This window comes from Modestobacter sp. VKM Ac-2979, assembly GCF_026967995.1.
Taxonomy (GTDB): domain Bacteria; phylum Actinomycetota; class Actinomycetes; order Mycobacteriales; family Geodermatophilaceae; genus Modestobacter.
In genome coordinates this window covers 491,547-515,269 of sequence record NZ_JAPVBO010000004.1, presented here as the reverse complement: position 1 = coordinate 515,269, position 23,723 = coordinate 491,547, and the positions used below count along the sequence as shown (strand labels likewise).

The window sequence follows — 23,723 nt, the reverse complement described above, 5'->3', positions numbered from 1 at the left end:
CGGCACGTCGAACGTCTCACGGGGGTACGACAGAACCGCGGACCTCAGGCCGACGGCGTGTCCCGCTTGACGCCGGGGCCACCCACCGTCGCCGACACGGCAGGGTCCGCCCCGGGTGTCGTGCCGCGTGCCGCGGACACCAGCGCCTCCTCGACCCGACGGCGCCGGTCGGCGTCCATCGTCGCGCCGGCGGGGTCGCAGACGTAGAAGGAGTCGAGCGCATCGGCCCCGAGGGTCTCGATCCGCGCCGAGGTCACGTCCAGCCCCTGGTCGGCCAGCGCGGAGGTCAGCCGGTAGAGCAGGCCGGCCCGGTCACCGGCGCGGACCTCGACGATGCTGGAGGCGGCGCCGTCGACCTCGTTGTCGTGCCAGGAGATCCGGGGCGGTGCCGCCCGGTCCCCGTTCTGCCGGTAGTCGATCTCCCGCTGCCGCAGCCGATCGGCCAGCGGCAGCGTCCCCTCCAGGGCCGCCCGGACGCCGTCGGCCAGGATCTCCGGCACCGGCGCCCGGCCGAACCGGGGCCGCACGGCGAACACCGACGTCGCCTGGCCACCCTCGACCGAGGTGCTGGCCGCCCGGACGTCGAGCTGGTTCAGCGCCAGCACGCCGGCGCACCGGCTGAACAGGCCGGGCCGGTCCGGCGCCAGGAACGTCACCTGCTGGCCGTCGGCGACGTCCCGGACGCCCACCGAGATGCGCCCGCCCTCCCCCGCGGACCCCGGGCCCGAGGAGCTGACCTGCGGGGTGGTCGGCTCCAGCACCGGCCCGGGCGCCGGAGCGGCCACCAGGTGGGCCCGGACCCGGGCCACCAGCGCCGCGACCAGGTGGGCCTTCCACGGCGACCAGGCGGAGCTGCTGGTCGCCGCGCCGTCGGCCTGGGCCAGCGCGTGCAGCAGCTCCAGCAGGGCGACGTCCCGGCCGATCGTCTCGGCGACCCGGTCGATGGTGGCGTGGTCGTCGATGTCCCGCCGGGTGGCGGTGGCCGGCAGCAGCAGGTGGTGGCGCACCATCGCGGCCAGCGTCGCGACGTCCGGCGGGGAGAAGCCCATCCGGGTCGCCACCTCCGCGGCGATCGGCTCCCCGACGACGCTGTGGTCACCGGGCCAGCCCTTGCCGATGTCGTGCAGCAGGGCGCCGACCAGCAGCAGGTCGGGCCGGTCGACGTCGCGGGTCAGCTCCGACGCCGCCGCGGCCGCCTCCACCAGGTGCCGGTCGACGGTGAACCGGTGCCACGGGTGCCGCTGCGGCAGCGACCGCACCCGGTCCCACTCCGGCAGCATCCGGGCCAGCAGCCCCTCCTGGTCCAGCTGCTCTAGCACCGGGACGGCGCTGCGACCACTGGCCAGCAGCCGCAGGAAGGACCAGCGGACCTCCGCCGGCCAGGGCTCCGGCAGCGCGGGCGCGTGCACGGCGAGCACCTTGAGCGTGTACGGCGACAGCAGCAGGTCCGCGCGGGCGGCGGCGGCGGCGCCGCGCAGCACCAGCCCGGGGTCGGCGGCCGGCCGGGCGTCGCGGGCCAGCACCACCTCATCACCCTGCCGGACCAGCCCCTCGGCCAGCGGCTCGCGCCGCACCCGCCGGTACCGCGCCCGCGGCCGCCGCACGAGCGAAGCGTCGACCCGCCGCCAGGTCTCGTCGGCGACGAAGGCGAGCCGGCGCCCGGCCAGGCTCACCCGGCGCAGGAGGACGTCGTCGTCGGCCAGCCCGAGCGCCTGGGCCACCGGAGCCTGCTCCTGGCGGACCAGGGCGTCGCCGGCGCGCCCGGTGCGGCGTCGCAGGGCGTCCCGCACGTCGAGCAGGAAGTCGTAGGCCTCCCCCGCGTCGGCCGGTGGCTCGTCGGCCAGCTGGGCCGCGGCCAGCGCCCGCAGCACCTGGCCCTCACGCAGTCCGCCGTAGGCCTCCTTGAGGTCGGGCTCCAGCAGGAACCCCAGCTCACCGACCAGCCGGGCCCGCTCCCGGCGGAGGTCACGCAGCTGGGGCAGCAGCCGGCCGGCGTGCTGGCGCCAGGAGCCCAGCGTCGCCGTCCGCAGGGCCGCGGTGACCTCCGGATCGCCGGCCACGTGCCGGGCGTCGAGCAGGCCGAGGCCCGCCTTGACGTCCTCGGCAGCCACGGAGACAGCCTCGGAGACCGTCCGCACGGAGTGGTCCAGCCGCACCGCGGCGTCCCAGATCGGGTACCAGAGGGCGTCGGCGAGCGCCGCGATCTCGGCCCGGCCGTCGTGCACCAGCACCAGGTCCAGGTCGCCGTGCGGCGGCAGCTCCCGGCGGCCGAGGCTGCCCACGGCCACCAGCGCGACGCCGGTCCCCGCCGGCTCGGCCGGTGGGCCGCCCCGGCGGCGGGAGGCCCGGGGGGTGCCGGCGAGCGCCTCGGCCAGCAGGCCGGACAGCCAGTCGTCGAACGCCTGCACCCGCTCGGCGCGGGGCAGGTCGGTGAGCGTCGCGAGGTCGAGCACGGGCACCTCTCGGTCGTCCAGCGGGGAAGACGGCGTCGGCCGGGGCAGCGGGTCTCCCCGCCATCCCGGCCGACGTCAGGTCACCGGACCGGCCTCAGAGCGCGTCAGCTCCGCGCTCACCGGTGCGGACCCGGACGATCTCGTCGATCGTGGTCACCCACACCTTGCCGTCACCGATCTGCCCGGTGGACGCCGCCTCGACGATCGCGTCGACCACCCGGGCCGCCTCGATCTCGCCGACGACGACCTCGATCCGCACCTTCGGCACGAAGTCCACCTGGTACTCCGCGCCGCGGTAGACCTCGGTGTGGCCGCGCTGACGGCCGAACCCCTGAACCTCGCTGACGGTCAGACCGGCGATGCCGATCAGCTCCAGGGCGTTCTTGACGTCGTCGAGCTTGAACGGCTTGACGATCGCGGTGACGAGCTTCATGCCCGGCTCCCTTCCGTGTTGCGCGCCTCGGCGCGTGCCTGGCCAGCCAGGGGCGCGGTGCTGCCACCGCCGCCCAGGGAGGCGAAGTCGTACCCGGACTCAGCGTGCACGACCGTGTCGATGCCGGTCACCTCGTCCTCCTCGGTGAGCCGGAAGCCGATCGTCTTCTGGATCAGGAAGCCGATGACCAGGGTGAGGACGAAGGAGTAGGCGAGCACCGCCAGGGCACCGACGACCTGGCGCCAGAGCTGGTCGACCCCTCCACCGTAGAAGAGCCCGTCCACGCCGGCCGGAGCAGCTGCGGTGCCGACGAAGCCGACCAGGATCGTGCCGACCAGGCCACCGACGAGGTGGACGCCGACGACGTCGAGCGAGTCGTCGTAGCCGAGCTTGAACTTCAGGCCGACGGCCAGGGCGCAGAGAGCACCGGCGACGGCACCGATGACGATCGCGCCGATCGGGGAGACCGCCGAGCAGGCCGGGGTGATCGCGACGAGGCCGGCCACGACGCCGGAGGCGCCGCCCAGCGAGGTCGAGTGACCGTCACGCATCTTCTCCACCAGCAGCCAGGCCAGCGTCGCCGCACCGGTGGCGACCAGGGTGTTCACCCAGGCGACGGCGGCGGTGTTGTTGGCGGCGAGGGCGGAGCCGGCGTTGAAGCCGAACCAGCCGAACCACAGCAGGCCGGCGCCGATCATCACCAGCGGCAGGTTGTGCGGCCGCATCGCGTCCCGGCCGAAGCCGCGGCGCTTGCCCAGCACCAGGGCGAGCGCCAGGCCGGCCGCACCGGCGTTGATGTGCACCGCAGTGCCGCCGGCGAAGTCGATCGCGGCCAGCTGGTTGGCGATCCAGCCACCGGTGTGGGTGACCACGCCGTCGTCGTCGGTGAGGGTGAAGTCGAAGACCCAGTGCGCGACCGGGAAGTAGACGACGGTCGCCCAGATGCCGGCGAAGACCATCCAGGAGCCGAACTTGGCCCGGTCGGCGATGGCGCCGGAGATCAGCGCGACGGTGATGATGGCGAAGACGGCCTGGAAGCCGACGAACGCCATGGCCGGCAGGCCGCCCTCCTCGGTCGTGACGTCCTCCATCAGACCGGCCAGGCCGAAGAACTCGGTCGGGTCACCGAGCAGACCGAAGCCGACGTCGTCACCGAAGGCGAAGGAGTAGCCGTAGAGGACCCACAGCACGCTGATCAGGGCCAGTGCGCCGAAGCTCATCATCATCATGTTCAGCACGCTCTTCGCGCGGACCATGCCGCCGTAGAAGAGCGCGAGGCCTGGGGTCATCAGCAGCACGAGGGCGGCGCTGGTGAGGATCCAGGCGGTGTCGCCGGTGTTGACCACGGCAACCTCCTGAGGGTGTCGTCGGCCATCGGCCGCAAGCGGGGGCCCCGAGGGGCCTCGGGCGAGCCACCGCCCCGGGAGGCGGTGCGGAGAAGACGGTGCCGCCACCGTGTTTCCGCCGACGGCGCGGACGTGTTTCGCCACGGTGAACTCCGCAGCGCGTGTCGCCCGGTCGTGTTCCGGACGTGTTGCCGGCGCCCCATCCGCCCCGGCGGTGTGTCGGTCGGCGTGCGCTCGGTCACGTCACCGGCCGTTCACCGGGCCTTCTTGCGAAGCCTGTGCAGCTGCCAACGAGGTGCAATAAGCTCCCCTGGCGTACGACCGCGGGCACCCGTCACCGGCCGCGCAGCTCAGCAACCCGAGGTCCCGGAGGTCCGTGTGCACGTCCCCGATGGCTTTCTCGACGCCACGACCAGCACCGGCACCGCCGTGGTCGCCGCCGCCGGCGTCGCCCTGGCCCTGCGCGGTGCCCGCCGCGAACTGGACGAGCGCACCGCCCCGATGGCCGGGCTCACCGCCGCCTTCGTGTTCGCGGTGCAGATGATGAACTTCCCGGTGGCCTTCGGCACCAGCGGTCACCTGATGGGCGGCGCGCTCACCGCGGTCCTGGTCGGCCCCTGGACGGCGGTGCTGTGCCTGACCGTCGTCCTGATGGTCCAGGCCCTGGTCTTCGCCGACGGCGGCCTCACCGCCCTGGGCACGAACGTCACCCTGATCGGCCTGGTGGCGATCGCCGTCGGGTACGGCGTCTTCCGTGCGTTGCGGGCCGTGCTCCCGGCCACCCGCACCGGCCTGCTCGCCTCGGCCGGGGTCGGCGCCTTCCTCTCGGTGCCCGTGGCAGCGCTCGTCTTCGTCCTGCTGTTCGGCCTCGGCGGCGTCGCCGACGTCGCGCTGGGGTCGGTGGGGATCGCGATGGTCGGCGTGCACCTGCTGATCGGCCTGGGCGAGGCGGTCATCACCGTCGCCGTCCTCGGTGCGGTGCTCCGCGTCCGGCCGGACCTGGTCCGCGGCGCCCGGCACCTGCAGCGGGCCAGGGCACTCGCCCCCCGCCCGGACCTGGCCGGCGCGACCGCGGTGGACGCGCGATGACCCGCACCCGCACCTTCGTGCTGATCGGTGTGGTCGTCGCACTGCTCATCGCCGGCGTGGGCAGCTGGTACGCCAGCTCCGCACCCGACGGGCTGGAAGCGACCGCCGAGGAACAGGGCTTCGGTTCCACCGCCCGGGACAGCGCGGCCGCCGACTCGCCACTGGCCGACTACGCCATGGCCGGCGTCGGCGACGACCGGCTCTCCGGCGGCCTCGCCGGCGTGGTGGGCGTCCTCCTGGTGCTCGCGCTGGCCGGCGGCCTCACCCTGCTGGTGCGCCGGCGCCCGACCGAGGACGCCACCGCTCCCCCGGCCGGCGACCGCCAGCACTGAGGTGGGCGCCGGACACGGCGGGGGGCTGTCCGCGGCGTACGTACCCGGCGACAGCCCGGTGCACCGACTGGAGCCGCACACCAAGCTCGTCGCCGTCCTCGCCTTCGCCCTGGTCGTGGTGGCCACCCCGGTGGGCGTCGGCTGGGCTCCGGTGGCCTACGCCGGGTTCCTGCTCCTGCTGCTGACCGTCGCCGCGGTGGCCCGGGTGCGGCCGGGCCGGCTGCTGCGGGGCCTGGTGGTGGAGGTGCCCTTCGTCTTCTTCGCCGTGCTCCTGCCGTTCGTCTCCCGCGGCCCACGCACCGACGTGCTCGGGCTGTCGCTGTCCGAGAGCGGGCTCGCCGCCGGCGGCAGCATCCTGGCCAAGGCGACCCTGTCGGTGCTGGCCGCGACCCTGCTCGCCGCCACCACCGACGCCCGGGCCCTGCTGCGCGGGCTGGAGCGGCTGCGGCTGCCCACGGTGCTGGTCCAGATCCTCAGCTTCATGATCAGGTACACCGACGTCGTCGGTGGCGAGCTGCGCCGGATGCGGGTGGCCCGGGAGTCCCGCGGGTTCCGGGGCCGCCACCTCGGGGCACTCAAGGTCCTCGGCCCGGCCGCCGGCTCGCTGTTCATCCGCTCCTACGAGCGCGGTGAGCGGGTGCACCTGGCGATGCTGTCCCGGGGCTACACCGGGCGGCTGCCCGGCGGGCCGGTCGCGGTCGTCGGCGGGCGCGCCTGGGCGACCGCGCTCAGCCTCCCCCTGGCTGCGGTCGCCGTGCTGGCGGCGGGTTCACTCTTGGGGTGAGCACCTCCGCCCCCTCGTTGCTGGTCGACGACCTGGCGTTCGCCTACCCCGATGGGCACCAGGCGCTCTACGGCGTGGACCTGCGGCTGGAGCCCGGCGAGCGGGTCGCGCTGCTGGGGCCCAACGGGGCGGGCAAGACGACGCTGGTGCTGCACCTCAACGGCATCCTGCGTGGTGGCCGCGGCCGGGTGGAGGTGGCCGGGCTGCCGGTCGAGGACCGGAACCTGCAGGAGGTCCGGCGCCGGGTGGGGATCGTCTTCCAGGACCCGGACGACCAGCTGTTCATGCCCACGGTCGGCGAGGACGTCGCCTTCGGCCCCCGCAACCTCGGCCTGCCCGAGCCCGAGGTCGCCCGGCGGGTGGCCGACGCCCTGGCCGCGGTCGACATGGCCGACGCCGTCGACCGCGCGCCGCACCACCTCTCCTTCGGCCAGCGCCGGCGCGTCGCCGTCGCGACGGTGCTGTCGATGCAGCCCGAGGTGCTGGTGCTCGACGAGCCCAGCAGCAACCTCGACCCGGCCGGCCGACGCGAGCTCGCCGAGGTGCTGCAGGCGCTGTCGATCACGCTGCTGATGGTCACCCACGACCTGCCGTACGCCCTCCAGCTCTGCCCCCGGTCGGTCGTGCTGGACGGCGGGGTGGTGGTCGCCGACGGCACGACCCGCGAGCTGCTGGCCGACCCGGGGCTGCTGGCCGCACACCGGCTGGAACTGCCCTTCGGCTTCGATCCCCGCGCCGTCGGCTGACGGGCGGTCACCGATGCCCGAGACGTCCCACGATCTGCCGGTACCCGACTTCGCCAAGGTCTTCGACGAGGCCCCCGCGCCGTTCCTGCTGCTCACCCCGGACCTGGTCATCGTGCACGCGAACCGGGCCCGGCTGGAGGCGACCGCGACGACCCTCGAGGACACCGTCGGCCGGCACCTGTTCGACGTGTTCCCGCGCAACCCCGCCGACCCGGCGGCCGACGGCGTGGCGAACCTGGGCGCCTCGCTGGCCGAGGCCCGGGACACCCGCCGGCCGGTCACCATGCGCATCCAGAAGTACGACATCCCGATGCCCGACGGCAGCTGGACGGAGCGCTTCTGGAGCCCGCGGAACGTGCCGATCCTGGACGACGACGGGGAGGTCGTGCTGCTGCTGCACCGCTCGGACGACGTCACCGACTACATCCGCGACCGGGACGAGGCGCGCCGGGCGGCCGAGCGCGGCCAGGTCCGGGTCGAGCAGGTGGAGAGCGACCTCTTCGCCCGCACCCGGGAGCTCGAGCAGTACAACGCCGCGCTCCAGCTCAGCAGCGAGCGGGAGCGGCGCACCGCCCGCTCCCTCGCCGGGCTGGCGACGACCGTCTCCGCCCTGGCCACCGCCGAGACGACGGCCGGGCTGCTGCACCGGCTGTTCGAACAGGGCCGGTCGGCGCTGGGCGCCAGTGCCGCCTCGGTCGTCCTGCCCACGCCCGACGGGCAGGGCCTGACCCTCACCGAGGACCGCGGCAGCCGGTTGCTCTCCGCGGACGTGCCGCCGGACTCACCGTTGCCGATGGCCCGCGCCGCGGTGCACGGCGAGCGGGTGCTCATCGAGGACACCGAGGCCGACCGGCCCGGGCACCCCGACGCCGTCCGCCTCCTCCAGGGCCTGGGCACCCGCTCGTGGGCCGCCCTGCCGCTGCGGTCGGGCGGACGACTGCTCGGCTCCTGGACGATCGGCTGGGCCGGCCCCCGGGAGTTCGACGACGACGACGTCCGGGTGCTGGAGGCCCACGCGGCCCAGTGCGGACAGGCGGTCGAGCGGGTGGCCCGGCTGGAGGCCGAGCGCCGGCGGGCGACGGCGACCCGCAGCCTGGCGGAGGCCCTCCAGCGGTCGCTGCTCACCGCTCCCCCGCAGCCGCCCGGCCTGCGCATCGCGGTGCGCTACCGGCCCGCGGCGCAGGAGGCGCAGGTCGGCGGCGACTGGTACGACGCCTTCCTCACCCCCGGCGGCGCCACCACCCTGGTCGTCGGCGACGTCACCGGCCACGACCGGACCGCGGCGGCCGTGATGGCCCAGTTGCGCAACCTGCTGCGGGGCATCGCCCACTCCCTGGACGCGCCACCCGCCCCGGTGCTGACCGCCCTCGACCGTGCCCAGCAGGGTCTCGGGGTGACCACCCTGGTCACCGCGGTGCTCGCCCGGGTCGAGCAGGGCCCGGCCGACGGGGAGCGCCGGCTCCGCTGGTCCAACGCGGGACACCCACCGCCGCTCATCGTGCGGGCGGACAGGACGCCAGAGCTGCTGGAGCGACCGCACGACCTGCTGCTGGGCGTGGACCCCGACCGGCTCCGCACCGAGCACGTCCTCGAACTGCACCCCGGCGACACCGTCGTGCTGTACACCGACGGCCTCGTGGAGCACCGCCGGTCGACGCTGGACGACGGCCTGGCCCGCCTGGTCGCCGCCGCGCGGGAACTGGCCGGCCGGCCGGTCGAGGAGCTGTGCGACGCGCTGCTGACCCGGATGGCCCCCGAGCACGCCGACGACGTCGCGCTGCTCGCCCTGCGCGTCGATCCCGCCTGAACCGTTCCCTCAGGCGATGCCCCCCCGTCGTCAGGCGTTGCCGACGAGTGCCTCGGCGAACGCCTCCGGCTCGAACGGCGCCAGGTCGTCGGGGCCCTCGCCCAGCCCGATCAGCTTCACCGGGATGCCCAGCTCACGCTGCACGGCCACCACGATGCCGCCCTTGGCGGTGCCGTCGAGCTTGGTGAGGACGACACCGGTGACCTCGACCGCCTCGGTGAACACCCGGGCCTGCACCACCCCGTTCTGACCGGTGGTGGCGTCGAGCACCAGCAGCACCTCGTCGACCGGCCCGTGCTTCTCCACGACCCGCTTGACCTTGCCGAGCTCGTCCATCAGGCCGGACTTGGTGTGCAGCCGCCCGGCGGTGTCGACCAGGACGGCGTCCACCTCGGCCTCGGTGCCGGTGCGGACGGCCTCGAAGGCGACCGACGCCGGGTCACCGCCCTCGCGGCCGCGGACGGTGAGCACCCCGACCCGCTCGCCCCAGGTCTCCAGCTGGTCGGCGGCGGCCGCGCGGAAGGTGTCGGCGGCACCGAGGACCACGCTCTTCCCGTCGCCCACCAGCACGCGGGCGATCTTGCCGACCGTCGTCGTCTTCCCGGCGCCGTTCACCCCGACGACCAGGACCACGGCAGGGCGCCCGTCGTGCCGGGACGTGCGCAGGGTGCGGTCCATGTCCGGGTCCAGGACGGCGGTGAGCTCCCGGACGACCAGGTCGCGCAGCTGCAGACCCGAGGCGGTGGCCAGCACCAGGCTCTGGGTGCGCAGCCGGTTCACGATCTGGGTGGTGGCGGCGACGCCGACGTCGGCGGCCAGGAGCGTCTCCTCGACCTCCTCCCAGTCGTCCTCGGTGAGCTTCTCCCGGGCCAGCACGGTGAGCAGGCCGCGGCCCAGCGAGGACTGCGAGCGGGCCAGCCGCGAACGCAGCCGGATGAGCCGGCCGGCCGAGGGGGGCGGGGTCTCGAAGACCAGACCCGGCTCCGGCTCCGCCGGCGGCAGGTCGACGACGATCTCCGGCTCGGCCCGCGCGGGAGCCGGTGGTCCGGTGTAGAGGTCGGCCGCGGTGGCCCCCGAGGACGGGTCCGGGGCGTTCGGCGGGCGGGTGAGCGTGGTGCCGAGCGCGTCATCGGCGTCCAGGCGGGTGGTGCGCCGGCCGCGGCCGACGAGCAGGCCGACCCCGAGGACCAGGGCGACGACGAGGATCGCTATCGCGATCAGCACGAACTCCATGCCGACAGTCTCCCAGGATCATGCGGCAGGCTGTGCCCCATGCCCGAGACCGTCGACACCCGGCCGCTCCTGCTGCTCGGGCCGCTCCTGCGCCACGTCGACCCGGTGTCGGCCACCATCTGGGTCGAGACCGACCGCCGCTGCGAGGTGGAGGTGCTGGGCCGGCGGGCCCGCACGTTCTGCGTCAACGGCCACCACTACGCCCTCGTCGTCGTCGAGGGTCTGGAGCCGGGCAGCAGCACGCCCTACGAGGTGCACCTGGACGGCCAGCAGGTCTGGCCGACGTCGCAGTCCAGCACCCCGCCGAGCCGGATCCGCACGACCGGGCGCCCGGGCCCCTTCCGGCTGGCCTTCGGCTCCTGCCGCTACGCCACGCCGACCTCGGTCGACCTGCGCGACGGCATCCCGCCGGACGCGCTGGACAGCTATGCCCGCCGGCTGCTGGAGCTGCCCGAGGACCAGTGGCCCGACGCCCTGGTCCTGCTGGGCGACCAGGTGTACGCCGACGAGGTGACCCCGGCGACGAAGGAGTGGATGGCCTCCCGCCGGGACCTGTCCCAGCCGCCCGGTGCCCAGGCCGCGGACTTCGAGGAGTACAGCCGGCTCTACGCCGAGTCCTGGGGCGACCCGGAGGTCCGGTGGCTGCTGTCGACGATCCCGTCCTCGATGGTCTTCGACGACCACGAGATGATCGACGACTGGAACACCTCGGCCGCCTGGCGCGCCGAGGTCACCCCCACCGAGTGGTGGCACAAGCGGATCTGTGGCGGGCTGGTCAGCTACTGGGTGTACCAGCACCTGGGCAACCTCTCGCCGAACGAGCTGGCCGAGAACGAGACCTGGCAGGCGATCCAGCAGCGCGCCGACGGCTCGGACGACGCCGGCCCGATGCTGGACGAGATGGCCCGGGCCGCCGACACGGAGCCGGAGACGGTGCGCTGGAGCTACGTGCGGCACTGGGGGTCGACCCGGCTGATCATGGTCGACACCCGCGCCGGCCGGGCGCTGGACGAGCACGACCGGAAGATCGTCGACGACTTCGAGTTCGACTGGGTCGACGCGGCGGTGCGCCGGTCGGTGGAGGACGGCGTCGAGCACCTGCTCATCGGCACCTCGCTGCCCTGGCTGCTGCCGCACTCGGTGCACGACATCGAGCGGTGGAACGAGACGCTGTCTGTGCGCCACCACGGCAGGCCATTGGGCCGGCTGATGGAGAAGCTGCGGCAGGGGGCGGACCTGGAGCACTGGGCGGCGTTCGGGCAGTCCTTCGAGCGGCTGGGGCGGACCCTGGTCGCCGCCGCACGCGGCGAGCTGGGGCACCCGCCGACCACGGCGCTGGTGCTGTCCGGCGACGTCCACCACGCCTACGCCGCCGAGCTGGTGAACCCCGGGGACCTGGCCACCCGGGTGCACCAGCTGACGGTGTCGCCGCTGCACAACCAGGCGCCGCACGCCATCGAGATCGGCTTCAAGGTCGGCTGGAGCCGCTGGGCGCGGGTGGTGACCGGCGGGCTGCGCGCGCTCGCCCGGGTCGAGAGCAGCCCGCTGCAGTGGCGCAAGCAGGCCGGGCCCTTCTTCGGCAACGAGCTGGGTGAGCTGGTGCTGGAGGGCCGGGACGCCCGGTTCCTGCTCTGGGCGACCAGCCGGGACGACGACGGCACCGAGGCCTTCACCCAGGTCCTGGACACCCGGCTGTCATGACCGCGTGTGCCGCCGATCCGAGCCGGCCTTCGACGAAGGTGCGGCTGGTGAGCTTCAACGTCCACCACGGCGTGGGCGCCGACGGCAGGCACGACCTGCCCCGGCTCGCCCAGGTCCTGGCGGCCGCGGACGCCGACGTCGTCTGCCTGCAGGAGGTCGATCGGCACTTCGGCGACCGCAGCGAGCACGTCGACCAGGCGCTGCTGCTGTCCCGTGCGCTGGACATGGAGCTGGCGTGGGGGCCCTCGATCGACGAGCCGGGCGGCGGCACCGATCGCCGGCAGTACGGCAACGCGCTGCTCTCCCGGCTGCCGCTGCTGGGCTCCGAACTGCACCGGCTGCCCGGGGAGGGTGAGCCACGCAGTGCGCTGCGCGCGCAGGTCCAGCTGGCCGGCGGGGAGCTGTGGGTGACCACGACGCACCTGTCCAGCCGGTCCGCGGAGGACCGGACCGTGCAGGCCGCCGCCGTCGCCGGGCTGCACACCGACCCGCGGGCGGCGGTGCTGGTCGGCGATCTCAACGCCGACGCCGGCGCCCCGGAGCTGTCGGCGCTGCGCGAGCGCCTCAGCGACGCTTGGGAGCTGGCGGCCGAGCGCAGCGACCAGTCCGGGCGGTTCTCGTTGCACGCGCGCCAGGGGCTGACCCACCCGGCCCGCCGTCCGCGGGTGCGGATCGACCAGGTCTGGGTGTCGGCGGGCGTGACGGTGACCGGTGCCCGGGTCCTGGACGCCGCGGGGGCGTCGGACCACCACCCCCTGCTGGTCGAGCTGGACGTGCCGGTGACCGGCTGATCAGGAGGCCTGCAGCTCGCGCAGCCGCTGGCTGATCACCCCGGTGATGCCGTCGCCGCGCATGCTCACGCCGTAGAGCGCGTCGGCGATCTCCATGGTCCGCTTCTGGTGGGTGATCACGATCAGCTGCGAGGTGTCCCGGAGCTGCTCGATCAGGGTGAGCAGCCGGCCGAGGTTGACGTCGTCCAGCGCCGCCTCGACCTCGTCCAGCACGTAGAACGGCGAGGGCCGGGCGCGGAAGATGGCGACGAGCAGCGCCACGGCGGTCAGCGACCGCTCGCCGCCGGACAGCAGGGACAGCCGCTTCACCTTCTTGCCCGGCGGCCGGGCCTCCACCTCCACGCCGGTGGTCAGCAGGTTCTCCGGGTCGGTGAGGAAGATCCGCCCCTCCCCGCCGGGGAACAACGTGGCGAAGACCTGCTCGAACTCCCGCTGGGTGTCGGCGAAGGCCTCGGCGAACACCTGGTGGATGCGGGCGTCGACCTCGCGGACCACGGTGAGCAGGTCACGGCGGGTGGCCTTGAGGTCCTCGAGCTGGGTGGCCAGGAAGGTGTGCCGCTCCTCCAGGGCCGCGAACTCCTCCAGCGCCAGCGGGTTCACCTTGCCCAGCGCGGCGAGGTCCCGCTCGGCCCGCGCCGCCCGGCGCTCCTGCGCGCTGCGGTCGTAGGGCACCGGCTGGGGCTCGGGCTCCCCCGCCGCCTCCGCCGCGGCGAGCTGCGCCTGGGTCGGGGCCACCTGTGCGGCCGGCCCGTACTCGGCGAGCAGGGTCGGCAGGTCGACGCCGTACTCCTCGGCTGCCCGGGACTCCAGCGCCTCGATCCGCAGCCGCTGCTCGGCGCGGGCCACCTCGTCGCGGTGCACCTCGTCGGTGAGCCGGTCGAGCTCCGCGGTGTGCTCGCGCACCCGGGCCCGGACCACCAGAAGCTCGGCCTCCCGCCCGGTGCGCGCCTCGGCCAGGGCATCGCGTTCGGCGGCCGCGCGGGCGAGTGAGGTCGCCAGGTGGGTGAGCGCCTCCTCGGCGCCGGCCCGCACCTCGGCAGCCACCCGGGCACCGCGCTCGCGGGCGACCCGGGCGGCGGCGGCCCGCTCGCGCGCCGCCCGCTCCTGCCGGGCCTGCCGGCGCAGCGACTCGGCCCGGCCGGCCAGCGACCGGGCCCGCTCCTCGGCCGTGCGCACCGCCAGCCGGGCCTCGGTCTCGGCCTGCCGGGCAGCGGTCGCCTCGGCGCGCAGCCGGTCGCGCTCGTCGGTCGCGGGCTCCTCCTCCATCGGCGCGGCCTCGGCTGCGGCCAGCCGCTCCTCCAGCTCCACCAGCCCGGCGACGGCCTGCTCGCGCGCCTGCTCGGCGCGCACCCGGGCGGCGTCCAGCCGCTCGGCCTCGGCCACGGCCGACCGCGCCGCGGCACCGAGCTCAGCGAGCTCGGCGGCGGCGGCGGAGCGGGCCCGGTCGCCGGCCTGCCGGGCGGTGAGCGCGGCGTCGACGTCGGCCGAGCGGGCGGTGGCGGCCTCGCGGGCCCAGGCCAGCTCGTCGGCCAGCTGGACGGCGTGCGCGACCGCCCGGTCCAGCTCGGCGGCGGCCTCGTCGACCCGCGCGCGCACCTCCAGCCCCGAGGGGGCGTTGACCTGGCCGCCCACCGACCAGTCGGCACCCAGCAGGTCCCCGGTGTCGGTGACCGCCCGGACGCGGGGGTGGGTGCGCACGAGGGAGACGGCGGCCGACAGGTCGGGGACGACGGCGACCCGCTCCAGCGCCCGGGCCAGCGCCGGCGCGAGCTCGGCGGGGGCCTCGACCAGGTCGAGGGCCCAGCGGGCGCCGGCGGGCAGCTCGGGCCAGCCGTCCCGGGAGACCGCCGGGAGCCCGCCGGTGACCAGCAGGCCCGCGCGACCCCCGTCGTTGCGCGCCAGGTGGGTGAGCACCGCGGCCGCCTGCTCGACCCCGGCGACCACGACCGCGTCGGCCATCCCACCGAGGGCGGCGGCCAGCGCGACCTCGGCCCCGGGCTGGACGGTCAGCCGGTCGGGCACCGGGCCCAGCACCCCGGGCAGGGCGGCAGCGAGCACCGCGGCGGCGCCGTCGGCCGGTGCCAGACCGAGGGCGAGGGCGTCGCGGCGCGCCTGCCAGCCGGCCCGGTCACGCTCGGCGGCGCGCTCGGCCGCGGCGAGCTCGGTGACCGCCCGGGCGGCCTCGGTGTGCGCGGTACCGGCGGCGGCGTGCGCGGCGGCCAGCCCCTCGTCCCCGCCGGCGTCGGCGCTCAGTTCCTCGCGCCGGGCGGTCAGCCGGTCGCTGGCGACCTCCGCCCGGTCGGCGGCCTCGGTCGCGGCCGCGGCCAGCCGCTCGATCTCGGCCTCCCCGGCCGCGGCGCGGGACCTCCCCGCGGCCACCTGCCCGGAGAGGCGGGCCAACTGCTCCCGCCGGTCGGCCAGTGCCCGAGCGGCGGCGACCAGCGCCCGTTCGGCCTCGGCCAGCGCCGTCTCGACCTCCCCGCGGACGGCCACGGCGGTGTCCAGCCGGGCCCGCTCGGCCTCCAGGGAGGCGGCCAGCTCACGCTCGGTGGCGTCGACCCGGTCCGCCTCGGCGTCCAGCTGGTCGGGGTCCCGGCCCCCGGGGGCGGCGGCAGGGACCGCAGCGAGGTGGCGGTGCCGCTCGGCGGCGAGCTGGGCGACGCTGCGGAACCGCTCGGCGAGCGTGGACAGCCGGAACCAGCTGTCCTGGGCAGCGGCCAGCACCGGGGCGTCGGCGGCGAGCTGCCGTTCCAGCGCCGACTCGTTGCCGGCGGCCCCGCCCAGCGCCGTCTCGACGGTGGCCCGCCGGGCGCGGGCCGCGGTCTCGTCGGCGATGTCGGCGTCCAGTGCGTCGCGCAGGTCGACCAGGTCGTCGGCGAGCAGCCGCAACCGGGCGTCGCGCAGGTCGGCCTGGACCCCGGCGGCGCGGCGGGCGACCTCCGCCTGCCGGCCCAGCGGCTTCAGCTGGCGGCGCAGCTCGGCGGTGAGGTCGCCGAGGCGGTCGAGGTTGGCCTGCATCGCGTCGAGCTTGCGGAGCGCCTTCTCCTTGCGCTTGCGGTGCTTCAGGACGCCGGCGGCCTCCTCGACGAAGGCCCGCCGGTCCTCCGGGCGGCCGGACAGCACGGCGTCCAGCTGCCCCTGGCCGACGATGACGTGCATCTCCCGGCCGATGCCGGAGTCGCTGAGCAGCTCCTGGACGTCGAGCAGCCGCACCTTGTCGCCGTTGATCTCGTACTCGCTCTCCCCGGAGCGGTACATGCGGCGGGTGATCGAGACCTCGGTGTAGTCGATCGGCAGGGCGCCGTCGGCGTTGTCGATCGTGAGCGTCACCTCGGCGCGGCCCAGCGCCGGGCGGCCGGCGGTGCCGGCGAAGATGACGTCCTCCATCTTGCCGCCGCGCAGGCTCTTGGCGCCCTGCTCACCGAGCACCCAGGCGATGGCGTCGACGACGTTGGACTTCCCCGAGCCGTTGGGCCCGACGACGGCGGTGATGCCCCGCTCCAGGCGCAGCGTCGTCGGCGACGCGAAGGACTTGAAGCCCTTGAGCGTCAGGCTGGACAGGTGCACGGTGGAGAGACTCCCGGGGAGGTACGACGGTCCTGCTCAGCGCAGGGCAGCCCCATCCTCACCCACGACACGCCGATCACCCCTCCCGCTGTGCACGGGAGGGGTGGGTGGGACGGAGGTGGTCTACGCGAGGACGGGGTCGGCCGACTCGTGGGCCATGCTGAGCAGCTCGCGGGCGATCGCCGCGTCGCGCTCCTCGCGGAGGTCGGCGAGCTGCGCCTCGAGCCGGCGCACCTTCGCCCGGAGGGCGGCGTTCTCCTCGGCTGCTCGAAGCTCGTGCGGAGCGACGACGGAACCGAACAGGGCCTTGGCCATGGCTCAGCGGCCTTTCACTGCAAGAGGGATGTCCCGTCGCACCGCCGGAGGGCGGTCTGCGCGGGCTGGCGTCCTCAGGGTGACACCAGCCACGACCTGGGTCAACGGCAGTGCGGGGGCGTCACCGTGTCGGGGGGATGTCGCCTTCGTCACCCCACGGTGAAGTCCGGCACCTCGCGCACGTCCTCGTCCCGGTGTTCCACCGCGGTCACCGAACCCGGGGCGCGCGGCCCGGAGAGCTCGGCGAGCACGGCCCGCACGTCGTCGTCCGGCCCCTCGAGGACGACCTCCACCCGGCCGTCGGGCAGGTTCGTCGCGGACCCGGTCAGCCGGCGCGCGCTCGCCGCCTCGCGCACGAACCAGCGGTAGCCGACGCCCTGCACCTGCCCGTCGACCAGCGCGACCACCCGCCGCGGCGTGCTCATCGGGCCGAGCGGGCGCGCGGTCGGGGCTGGCACTGCGGGCAGCTGTAGCTGGACCGGTTCATGAAGGACTCCCGGCGGATCGGGGTGCCACACCGTGGACACGGGCGGTCCACCTGGCCGTACACGGCCAGGTGCCGGGAGAAGTACCCGCTCTGCCCGTTGACGTCGACGTAGAGCGAGTCGAAGGAGGTACCGCCCTGCGCCAGGCTCTCGCCGAGCACGTCGCGCACCCCCTCCAGCAGGTCGCTCACTTGGGCGCGGGTGAGCTTGTCGGTGGACCGGGCGCCGTGCAGCCGGGCCCGCCACAGCGACTCGTCGGCGTAGATGTTGCCCACCCCGCCGATCAGCGTCTGGTCGAGCAGTGCCCGCTTGACCTCGGTGTGCCGGCGGCGGAGGGCGGCGCTGAAGGCGTCGACGTCGAACCCGGGGTCCAGGGGGTCGGTGGCGATGTGCGCCAGCCGCGCCGGGAGCCCGTCACCCGGGGCCTCCTCGACCGCCAGCCCACCGAAGGTCCGCTGGTCGACGAAGCGCAGTTCCCGGCCGCCGTCGGTGAACCGGAACCTGGCCCGCAGGTGCACCTCGTCGGGCTCGGCGGGCTTCTCCACCAGCAGCTGGCCGCTCATGCCCAGGTGGGCGACGAGGGCCCGCCCGGACGGCGCGCCGTCCGGCTCGGCCAGCGGCAGCCAGAGGTACTTGCCGCGACGGTGTGCGGCGGTGAGCGTCCGGCCGGTGAGCGCGGCGACGAAGTGCTCGGCTCCCTCCAGGTGCCGGCGCACCGCGCGGGGATGGTGCACCTCGACCTGACGGACAGTCCGGCCGGCGACCCAGCGTTCCAGGCCCCGGCGGACGACCTCGACCTCAGGCAGCTCCGGCACGGCTCAGTCCCGCGTCGGTCCGCCGTCGGCCGACAGGGCGCGCCAGGCCGTCTCGGCGGCCTCCTGCTCGGCGGCCTTCTTCGTCTTGCCTGCCCCCGATCCGCGCACCTCACCGGCCAGCAGCACGGCGGCGGTGAAGGTCTTGGCGTGGTCGGGACCCTCGTCCTCCACCTCGTAGACCGGTGCGCCCAGCCCCCGGGACGCGCCGAGCTCCTGGAGGCTGGTCTTCCAGTCCAGGCCCGCGCCGCGGGTGGCCGACTCGGCCAGCAACGGGTCGAACAGCCGGTGCACGACCGTCGCCGCGGTGTCCAGCCCCTGACCGAGGTGGACCGCACCGATCAGCGCCTCGAGCGCGTCGGCGAGGATCGAGTCCTTCTCCCGGCCGCCGGTGGCCTGTTCACCCCGGCCCAGCAGCAGGTGCGGCCCGATGCCCCCGTCGCCGAGGGACCGGGAGACGCGGGCCAGCGAGGTCATGTTGACCACCGAGGCACGCAGCTTCGCCAGCTGCCCCTCGGGCAGGTCGGGGTGGCTGCGGTACAGCTCGTCGGTGACCACCAGGCCGAGCACCGAGTCGCCGAGGAACTCCAGGCGTTCGTTGGTCGGCAGCCCACCGTTCTCGTAGGCGTAGGAGCGGTGGGTCAGGGCCAGCGCGAGCAGCTCACCGGAGAGCTCGAGGCCCAGCGCGTCGAGCAGCCAACCGGCCGCCCGCTCGGCGTGTGCGGCACCGCCCGCGGGCGCACGGACACCGGCGTCCTGGGCCCCGGGCTCCCCGGAGAGGGAGTCCGGCACCGAGGACGCCGGTGCGCTGGTCGTCTGCGCCACGCTGGAGCTGCGCGGGTCAGACCGAGAGGACCTGGCGACCGTCGTGCTGGCCGCAGGTGGGGCACGCCTGGTGCGGCGGCTTGAGCTCACGGCAGGCCGCGTTGGGGCAGGGCGCCAGCGTGGGGGCCGTGGCCTTCCACTGCGACCGGCGAGCACGGGTGTTGCTCCGGGACATCTTCCTCTTCGGAACGGCCACGGTCAGTTCTCCTCTGGGTCGGTGCGGTGGGTGGACCCCGGCTGGGGTCCGGCCGCGCTGTCGGTCGGTTCGGCACTGTCGGCCGTCTCGGTGAACCGGGCTGCGAGCCCTGCCCACCGGGGGTCGAGCACCTCGTGGGAGTGGTCGGCAGGGAGGTCGTCGAGCCGCTCCCCGCAGTCGACGCACAGGCCGGCACAGTCGGGCCGGCAGGTGGGCGACAACGGCAGGGTGAGGACGACGGTGTCACGGACCAGCGGAGCGAGGTCGAGCCGGTCGCCGTCGATGCGGCGCACCTCGTCCTCGCCGCTGGTGGCCTCGGTGGTGCTGCCCGCGTAGGCGTACAGCTCCTGGACGTCGAGCGTCAGGGTGTCCTCGACCGGCTCGAGGCAGCGGGCGCACTGGCCGGTGACCGGCAGCTCGACCTGGCCGCTGACCAGGACGCCCTCCATCACCGACTCCAGGCGCAGGCGGAGCTCGACCGGAGCGCCCTGGGGGACCCCGATCATCTCCACGCCCCAGCCGCTCAGGGCCGGGAGGGTCTTCTCCCACTCGCGCATCGAGCCGGCGCGGCGACCGAGCTCCCGGAGGTCGACCTTCCAGGCCTTCTCGGCGGCCTTCTCGGCCGGCGTGGGGAGCGGCTTGTCGACGGGGTCGCCGACCGGACGCCGGACGTCGGTGGACGCAGCGTCGGAGGACGGCCCCGTGGAGCGCGCAGAGGAAGCAGGCATGTCGGTACTCGTCGTCGTCGATGGTGGGGGCGCCGGCGCGGGGCCCGCGCCGGACGGGCACGCGGGACGGCAGCAGCCGGACAGACGTCCAGCCTACCCGATCCCCCGGTCCGCCCTTCCCGGTCAGGGGGTGGGCCGAGCGGTCACGGGCTGCGGAGGTTGTCCCGGGCCTTGTCCACCGAACGTGCCATGTGCGCCAGGGTGTTCCCGAAGTCGGCCAGCCGGCTGTCGACGTAGTCGTCGACCTCGGCCCGCATCCGGGCCACGTCGGCCACGGTCTGGGCACCGAGCTCGTCGGCCCGGTCGACCGCGGTGCGGTACACCTCGGTCTCGGTGAGCAGCCGCTCGTGCTCGGCCTGGCCGGCGGCGATCAGCTCGGCACGCTGCTCCTGGCCGTCCTGCACCAGCTGGTCGCGCAGCCGGCGGGCCTCGGCGAGCAGCTCCTCGGCCTCCTCCTCGGCCTGGCCCAGCAGCTCGTCGGCCTGGGCCTGCGCCTCGGTGAGGATCTCGTCCCGCTGGCGGCGGGCGGTGCCGACCAGCTCCTCCCGCTGCCGGCGGGCGGCCACGACGACCTGCTCGCTCTCGCTGCGGGTGCGTCCGGTGAGCCGCTCGGCCTCGGCCTGCGCCTGCTGCAGGATCTCGGCGCGCTGCTCGACGATCGCCCCGGCCTGCTGGACCTCCTCGGGGAGGTTCTCCCGGAGGTCGTCGAGCAGGTCGAGCAGGTGGTCGCGCGGCACCATGCAGGAGCTGGACATCGGCACGCTGCGGGCGTTCTCGATGACCGTCGTCAGCTCGTCGACGGTCTCGTAGAGCCGGTACACGACCTCCGTCACGACTGCCTTCCCTTCGTCTGGGCCACCAGCCGGTCGTTGACCGCCTTGGGGACCAGGGACGACACGTCGCCGCCGAAGCGGGCGATCTGCTTGACCAGGCTGGAGGACAGGTGCCCGACCTGGGGTGCGGTGGGCACGAACAGCGTCTCGACCGCGGCGAGCTCACGGTTCATCTGGGCCATCTGCAGCTCGTACTCGAAGTCACCGACGGCCCGCAGGCCCTTGACGATGACCGGGATCTCGTTGGCCAGGCAGTAGTCGACGAGCAGCCCCTCGAAGCTGTCGACCGTGACGTTGGGCAGGTCGACGACCGCCTCGCGCAGCAGCGACATCCGCTCGTCGACGTCGAACAGGCCCGCCTTGCCGGGGTTGACCAGCACCGCGACGACCAGCTCGTCGTACAGGCCGGCGGCGCGCGCGATCACGTCGACATGGCCGTTGGTGACCGGGTCGAACGAACCGGGACAGACCGCTCGCCTCACGACAAGCGACCGTACCGGAGCACCGCCTCTCCGTACCGCCGATCACGCAGTCCGTCGAAGGGTGTCGGCCACGCGAAGGGGTGGTCGCGGCTGGACCGCTCCACCACGACGACGGCGTCCGGGGCCAGCCACCCCCCTCCGACCAGCAAACCGAGCACGCCCAGCACCTCCTCGTCGGGCGTGGAGTAGGGCGGGTCGGCGAACACCAGGTCGAAGGCGGCCGGGGGCCGACCCCCGACGACCGCCGGCACGCTGCCGGGCAGCACCACGGCACCGGGCAGCCCGACGGCGGCGATGTTCGCGCGCAGCACCGGCAGCACCCCGCCCCCGGACTCGACGAAGACCGCCTCCGCCGCCCCACGCGACAGCGCCTCCAGCCCGAGCGCACCGGAGCCCGCGTAGAGGTCGAGCACCCGGGCGCCCTCGACGTCCAGCAGCGACCCGAGGGAGTTGAACAGACCCTCCCGGGCGCGGTCGCCGGTGGGCCTGACCCCGGTGCGGGGGACCTTGAGCCGGCGGCCACCCGCGACCCCGGAGATCAGCCTGGTCATGCGCTCTTCATGCCTTCTCCAGGTAGGTGGCGCGCTCGTCCAGGGCGAGGGCGGCGACGGCGGCGGCCAGCTCGGGGTGGTCGGCGAGGCCGCGGCCCTGCTCGACCAGCGCCGTGGCCTCCACCCGGGCCTCGGCGATGAGCGCCTCGTCGTGCAGCAGGGACAGCAGCTTCACGTTCGAGCGGCGGCCGGACTGTGCCGCGCCGAGCACGTCGCCCTCCCGGCGGGTCTCCAGGTCGAGCCGGGCCAGCGAGAAGCCGTCGGTGGTCGCGGCGACCGCGGCCAGCCGCTGCCCGGTCGGTGAGGTGCTGGGCGCCTCCGTGACCAGCAGGCACAGCCCGGCGTGCTTCCCGCGGGCCACCCGGCCGCGCAGCTGGTGCAGCTGGCTGACGCCGAACCGGTCGGCGTCCATCACCACCATCACCGTGGCGTTGGGCACGTCGACGCCCACCTCGACCACGGTGGTGGCGACCAGGACGTCGATCTCCGCGGCGGCGAAGGCGCGCATCCGGGCCTCCTTCTCCTCCGGTGGCATCCGGCCGTGCAGCACCTCCACCCGCAGCGCCGACAGCGGGCCGGCACGCAGCCCCTCGGCGACGTCGAGCACCGCCAGCGGTGGGCGCTTGTCGCTCGCACCGGCCTTCTCCTCCTCCGGCGGCGGGGCGCCGTCAGCGCCGTCCGGGCCGTCGTCGTCCTTGCCGCCGCCGTCCTCGAGGTCGCCGATCCGGGGGCAGACGACGTAGGCCTGCCGGCCGGCGGCGACCTCCTCGCGGACCCGCGCCCAGGCACGGTCCAGCCAGGCCGGCTTCTCCCCCACCGGCACGACCGAGCTGGACACCCCGCCGCGGCCGGCCGGCAGCTGGCGGAGCGTGGAGGTCTCCAGGTCGCCGTAGACGGTCATCGCCACGGTGCGCGGGATCGGGGTGGCGGTCATCACCAGCACGTGCGGCGGCTTCGTGCCCTTGGCGCGCAGCGCGTCCCGCTGCTCCACCCCGAACCGGTGCTGCTCGTCGACGACGACCAGCCCCAGGTCGGCGAACTCGACGCCCTCCTGCAGCAGCGCGTGGGTGCCCACGACGATGCCGGCGCTGCCGTCGGCGACCGCGGCCCGCGCCTCCCGGCGGACGGCGGCCTTCTGCGAGCCGGTGAGCAGCACCACCCGGGTGCCGCTCGGGTCCCCGTCGAGCTCCCCGGCCCGCCCCAGCGGGCCCAGGATCGCGGCCAGGCTGCGGGCGTGCTGGGCGGCGAGCACCTCGGTGGGGGCGAGCAGCGCGGCCTGCCCACCGGCGTCGACGACCTGCGCCATCGCCCGCAGCGCGACCACCGTCTTGCCCGACCCGACCTCGCCCTGCAGCAGCCGGTTCATCGGCTGCTCGCGGGCCAGCTCGGCGGCCAGCTCCTCGCCGACCTCGCGCTGGCCGTCGGTCAGCGAGAACGGCAGGGCGGCGTCGACGGCGTCCAGCAGCCCGCCGCTGCGCGACGGCCGGGCGATCCCCGGCTCGAGTGCGGCGGCCCGGCGGCGGGCGGCCAGCGTCGCCTGCAGGACGAGCGCCTCGTCCCACTTGAGCCGCTCGTCGGCCTCGTCGACCTGCTCCTGGCTCTCCGGCCGGTGCTTCTGCCGCAGCGCCGTGGCCAGGTCGACCAGGCCGTGCCGCTCGCGGACGGATGCCGGGATCGGGTCGTCGAGCAGTTGCTCCAGCGAGTGGGCGTCGTCCATCAGCAGCTTGACCGACTTCTGCACCACCCAGCTCGAGACGTCCTTGCTCGCCGGGTAGAGGGGCACCATCGCCCGCGCCCAGTCGTCGTCGTCCCCGGTGATGATGTGGCAGTCGGGGTGGGTGAACTGCTTGTCGCCCCGCCACAGCCCCACGGTGCCGGCGAACAGCCCCCACTCGCCGACGTCGAGGTGCGCGTGCCGGTTGTTGAAGAAGACCAGCCGCATGCTGCCCGCGCCGTCGCCGACGGTCACCTCGGTGAGCGTCCCGCGGCGCTGCTGCATCCGCCGGGTGCTCACGCTCTTCACCTGGGCCAGCACGGTCACCCGGTCGCCGACCTCCAGGCCGTCGAGCCGGGTCATCTCCCCGCGCCGGGCGTAGCGGCGGGGGTAGTGCCGCAGCAGGTCGCGCACCGTGTGCAGGGCCAGCTGCTCGGCCATGACCTTCGCCGTCTTCGGGCCGAGCACCCGGGTCAGCGGGGTGTCCATGGAGATCGCCA

At 75.0% G+C, this 23,723-nt stretch carries 22 protein-coding genes; 7 read left to right on the top strand and 15 right to left on the bottom strand.

All coding sequences use genetic code 11. The features are described 5' to 3' along the window. Positions 1–44: 44 nt before the first annotated feature. From O2W15_RS14475 to O2W15_RS14465, 3 genes are all read right to left on the bottom strand, one after another. Positions 45–2,453: a [protein-PII] uridylyltransferase gene (locus O2W15_RS14475; protein WP_269179900.1), complete on the bottom strand. Its 2,409-nt coding sequence runs from the start codon at positions 2,451–2,453 to the stop codon at positions 45–47. A 94-nt stretch (positions 2,454–2,547) separates the two neighbouring features. Continuing rightward, on the bottom strand, positions 2,548–2,886 hold the full coding sequence (locus O2W15_RS14470; protein ID WP_012950005.1) for a P-II family nitrogen regulator: 339 nt from the start codon (positions 2,884–2,886) through the stop codon (positions 2,548–2,550). Further along, on the bottom strand, positions 2,883–4,232 hold the full coding sequence (locus O2W15_RS14465; RefSeq protein WP_269179899.1) for an ammonium transporter: 1,350 nt from the start codon (positions 4,230–4,232) through the stop codon (positions 2,883–2,885). The genes O2W15_RS14470 and O2W15_RS14465 overlap by 4 nt, the downstream gene beginning before the upstream one ends. 378 nt (positions 4,233–4,610) lie before the next feature. Between O2W15_RS14465 and O2W15_RS14460 the strand changes: the two genes are divergently transcribed. From O2W15_RS14460 to O2W15_RS14440, 5 genes are read left to right on the top strand one after another with little or no spacing between them, the layout of a single operon-like run. Then, complete coding sequence (locus O2W15_RS14460; protein WP_269165276.1) at positions 4,611–5,321, top strand: energy-coupling factor ABC transporter permease; 711 nt, start codon at positions 4,611–4,613, stop codon at positions 5,319–5,321. After that, positions 5,318–5,653, top strand: a complete 336-nt coding sequence (locus O2W15_RS14455) for a PDGLE domain-containing protein (RefSeq protein ID WP_269179898.1) — start codon at positions 5,318–5,320, stop codon at positions 5,651–5,653. The genes O2W15_RS14460 and O2W15_RS14455 overlap by 4 nt, the downstream gene beginning before the upstream one ends. A 58-nt stretch (positions 5,654–5,711) precedes the next feature. Beyond that, complete coding sequence (cbiQ, locus tag O2W15_RS14450) at positions 5,712–6,437, top strand: cobalt ECF transporter T component CbiQ (protein WP_269179897.1); 726 nt, start codon at positions 5,712–5,714, stop codon at positions 6,435–6,437. Next, on the top strand, positions 6,434–7,183 hold the full coding sequence (locus O2W15_RS14445) for an energy-coupling factor ABC transporter ATP-binding protein (protein ID WP_269165279.1): 750 nt from the start codon (positions 6,434–6,436) through the stop codon (positions 7,181–7,183). Before cbiQ ends, O2W15_RS14445 begins: the two co-directional genes overlap by 4 nt. Positions 7,184–7,196: 13 nt before the next feature. Beyond that, entirely contained in the window at positions 7,197–8,990 is a 1,794-nt protein-coding gene (locus O2W15_RS14440) for a SpoIIE family protein phosphatase (RefSeq protein WP_269179896.1), read from the top strand. A 30-nt stretch (positions 8,991–9,020) separates the two neighbouring features. Here O2W15_RS14440 and ftsY read toward each other — a convergent pair whose 3' ends face one another. Continuing rightward, complete coding sequence (gene ftsY, locus O2W15_RS14435) at positions 9,021–10,223, bottom strand: signal recognition particle-docking protein FtsY (RefSeq protein ID WP_269179895.1); 1,203 nt, start codon at positions 10,221–10,223, stop codon at positions 9,021–9,023. Between the two features lie 39 nt (positions 10,224–10,262). Between ftsY and O2W15_RS14430 the strand changes: the two genes are divergently transcribed. Both O2W15_RS14430 and O2W15_RS14425 read left to right on the top strand, forming a co-directional pair. Then, positions 10,263–11,924 (top strand): alkaline phosphatase D family protein, encoded by a 1,662-nt coding sequence (locus tag O2W15_RS14430; protein ID WP_269179894.1) that lies wholly within the window; start codon positions 10,263–10,265, stop codon positions 11,922–11,924. Between the two features lie 47 nt (positions 11,925–11,971). After that, positions 11,972–12,715: an endonuclease/exonuclease/phosphatase family protein gene (locus O2W15_RS14425; RefSeq protein ID WP_269179893.1), complete on the top strand. Its 744-nt coding sequence runs from the start codon at positions 11,972–11,974 to the stop codon at positions 12,713–12,715. Here O2W15_RS14425 and smc read toward each other — a convergent pair whose 3' ends face one another. The 11 genes from smc to recG all read right to left on the bottom strand — a co-directional run bounded on the left by smc (position 12,716) and on the right by recG (position 23,712). Beyond that, a complete protein-coding gene (smc, locus tag O2W15_RS14420; protein ID WP_269179892.1) occupies positions 12,716–16,282 on the bottom strand; it encodes a chromosome segregation protein SMC in 3,567 nt (1,188 codons plus the stop codon). A gap of 123 nt (positions 16,283–16,405) precedes the next feature. Next, complete coding sequence (locus O2W15_RS14415) at positions 16,406–16,597, bottom strand: hypothetical protein (protein ID WP_269165285.1); 192 nt, start codon at positions 16,595–16,597, stop codon at positions 16,406–16,408. A 149-nt stretch (positions 16,598–16,746) separates the two neighbouring features. Beyond that, positions 16,747–17,022, bottom strand: a complete 276-nt coding sequence (locus O2W15_RS14410) for an acylphosphatase (RefSeq protein ID WP_269165286.1) — start codon at positions 17,020–17,022, stop codon at positions 16,747–16,749. Next, a complete protein-coding gene (gene mutM / locus O2W15_RS14405) occupies positions 17,019–17,897 on the bottom strand; it encodes a bifunctional DNA-formamidopyrimidine glycosylase/DNA-(apurinic or apyrimidinic site) lyase (RefSeq protein WP_269165287.1) in 879 nt (292 codons plus the stop codon). The genes O2W15_RS14410 and mutM overlap by 4 nt, the downstream gene beginning before the upstream one ends. 3 nt (positions 17,898–17,900) lie before the next feature. Beyond that, the gene (rnc, locus tag O2W15_RS14400) at positions 17,901–18,719 is read right to left on the bottom strand and encodes a ribonuclease III (RefSeq protein WP_269165288.1); all 819 of its coding nucleotides are present in this window, start codon (positions 18,717–18,719) and stop codon (positions 17,901–17,903) included. Positions 18,720–18,735: 16 nt separating this feature from the next. Continuing rightward, the gene (rpmF, locus tag O2W15_RS14395) at positions 18,736–18,915 is read right to left on the bottom strand and encodes a 50S ribosomal protein L32 (protein ID WP_081975594.1); all 180 of its coding nucleotides are present in this window, start codon (positions 18,913–18,915) and stop codon (positions 18,736–18,738) included. Positions 18,916–18,917: 2 nt separating this feature from the next. Next, positions 18,918–19,643, bottom strand: a complete 726-nt coding sequence (locus tag O2W15_RS14390; RefSeq protein WP_269165289.1) for a YceD family protein — start codon at positions 19,641–19,643, stop codon at positions 18,918–18,920. 143 nt (positions 19,644–19,786) lie between these two features. Then, on the bottom strand, positions 19,787–20,476 hold the full coding sequence (locus O2W15_RS14385) for a hypothetical protein (RefSeq protein ID WP_269179891.1): 690 nt from the start codon (positions 20,474–20,476) through the stop codon (positions 19,787–19,789). Then, entirely contained in the window at positions 20,473–20,958 is a 486-nt protein-coding gene (gene coaD / locus O2W15_RS14380) for a pantetheine-phosphate adenylyltransferase (protein ID WP_269165291.1), read from the bottom strand. The genes O2W15_RS14385 and coaD overlap by 4 nt, the downstream gene beginning before the upstream one ends. Then, entirely contained in the window at positions 20,955–21,509 is a 555-nt protein-coding gene (gene rsmD / locus O2W15_RS14375) for a 16S rRNA (guanine(966)-N(2))-methyltransferase RsmD (protein ID WP_269179890.1), read from the bottom strand. Before rsmD ends, coaD begins: the two co-directional genes overlap by 4 nt. 7 nt (positions 21,510–21,516) lie before the next feature. Then, the gene (gene recG, locus O2W15_RS14370) at positions 21,517–23,712 is read right to left on the bottom strand and encodes an ATP-dependent DNA helicase RecG (RefSeq protein ID WP_269179889.1); all 2,196 of its coding nucleotides are present in this window, start codon (positions 23,710–23,712) and stop codon (positions 21,517–21,519) included. Between the last annotated feature and the right edge of the window lie 11 nt (positions 23,713–23,723).

Excerpts from the sequence above, each read along its gene's own strand:
- O2W15_RS14415 (WP_269165285.1), bottom strand. The coding sequence starts at position 16,597 with ATGGCCAAGGCCCTGTTCGGTTCCGTCGTCGCTCCGCACGAGCTTCGA.
- O2W15_RS14410 (WP_269165286.1), bottom strand. The coding sequence starts at position 17,022 with ATGAGCACGCCGCGGCGGGTGGTCGCGCTGGTCGACGGGCAGGTGCAG.
- rsmD (WP_269179890.1), bottom strand. The coding sequence starts at position 21,509 with ATGACCAGGCTGATCTCCGGGGTCGCGGGTGGCCGCCGGCTCAAGGTC.
- O2W15_RS14455 (WP_269179898.1), top strand. The coding sequence starts at position 5,318 with ATGACCCGCACCCGCACCTTCGTGCTGATCGGTGTGGTCGTCGCACTG.
- O2W15_RS14430 (WP_269179894.1), top strand. The coding sequence starts at position 10,263 with ATGCCCGAGACCGTCGACACCCGGCCGCTCCTGCTGCTCGGGCCGCTC.
- ftsY (WP_269179895.1), bottom strand. The coding sequence starts at position 10,223 with ATGGAGTTCGTGCTGATCGCGATAGCGATCCTCGTCGTCGCCCTGGTC.
- O2W15_RS14470 (WP_012950005.1), bottom strand. The coding sequence starts at position 2,886 with ATGAAGCTCGTCACCGCGATCGTCAAGCCGTTCAAGCTCGACGACGTC.
- recG (WP_269179889.1), bottom strand. The coding sequence starts at position 23,712 with ATGGACACCCCGCTGACCCGGGTGCTCGGCCCGAAGACGGCGAAGGTC.
- O2W15_RS14390 (WP_269165289.1), bottom strand. The coding sequence starts at position 19,643 with ATGCCTGCTTCCTCTGCGCGCTCCACGGGGCCGTCCTCCGACGCTGCG.
- O2W15_RS14440 (WP_269179896.1), top strand. The coding sequence starts at position 7,197 with ATGCCCGAGACGTCCCACGATCTGCCGGTACCCGACTTCGCCAAGGTC.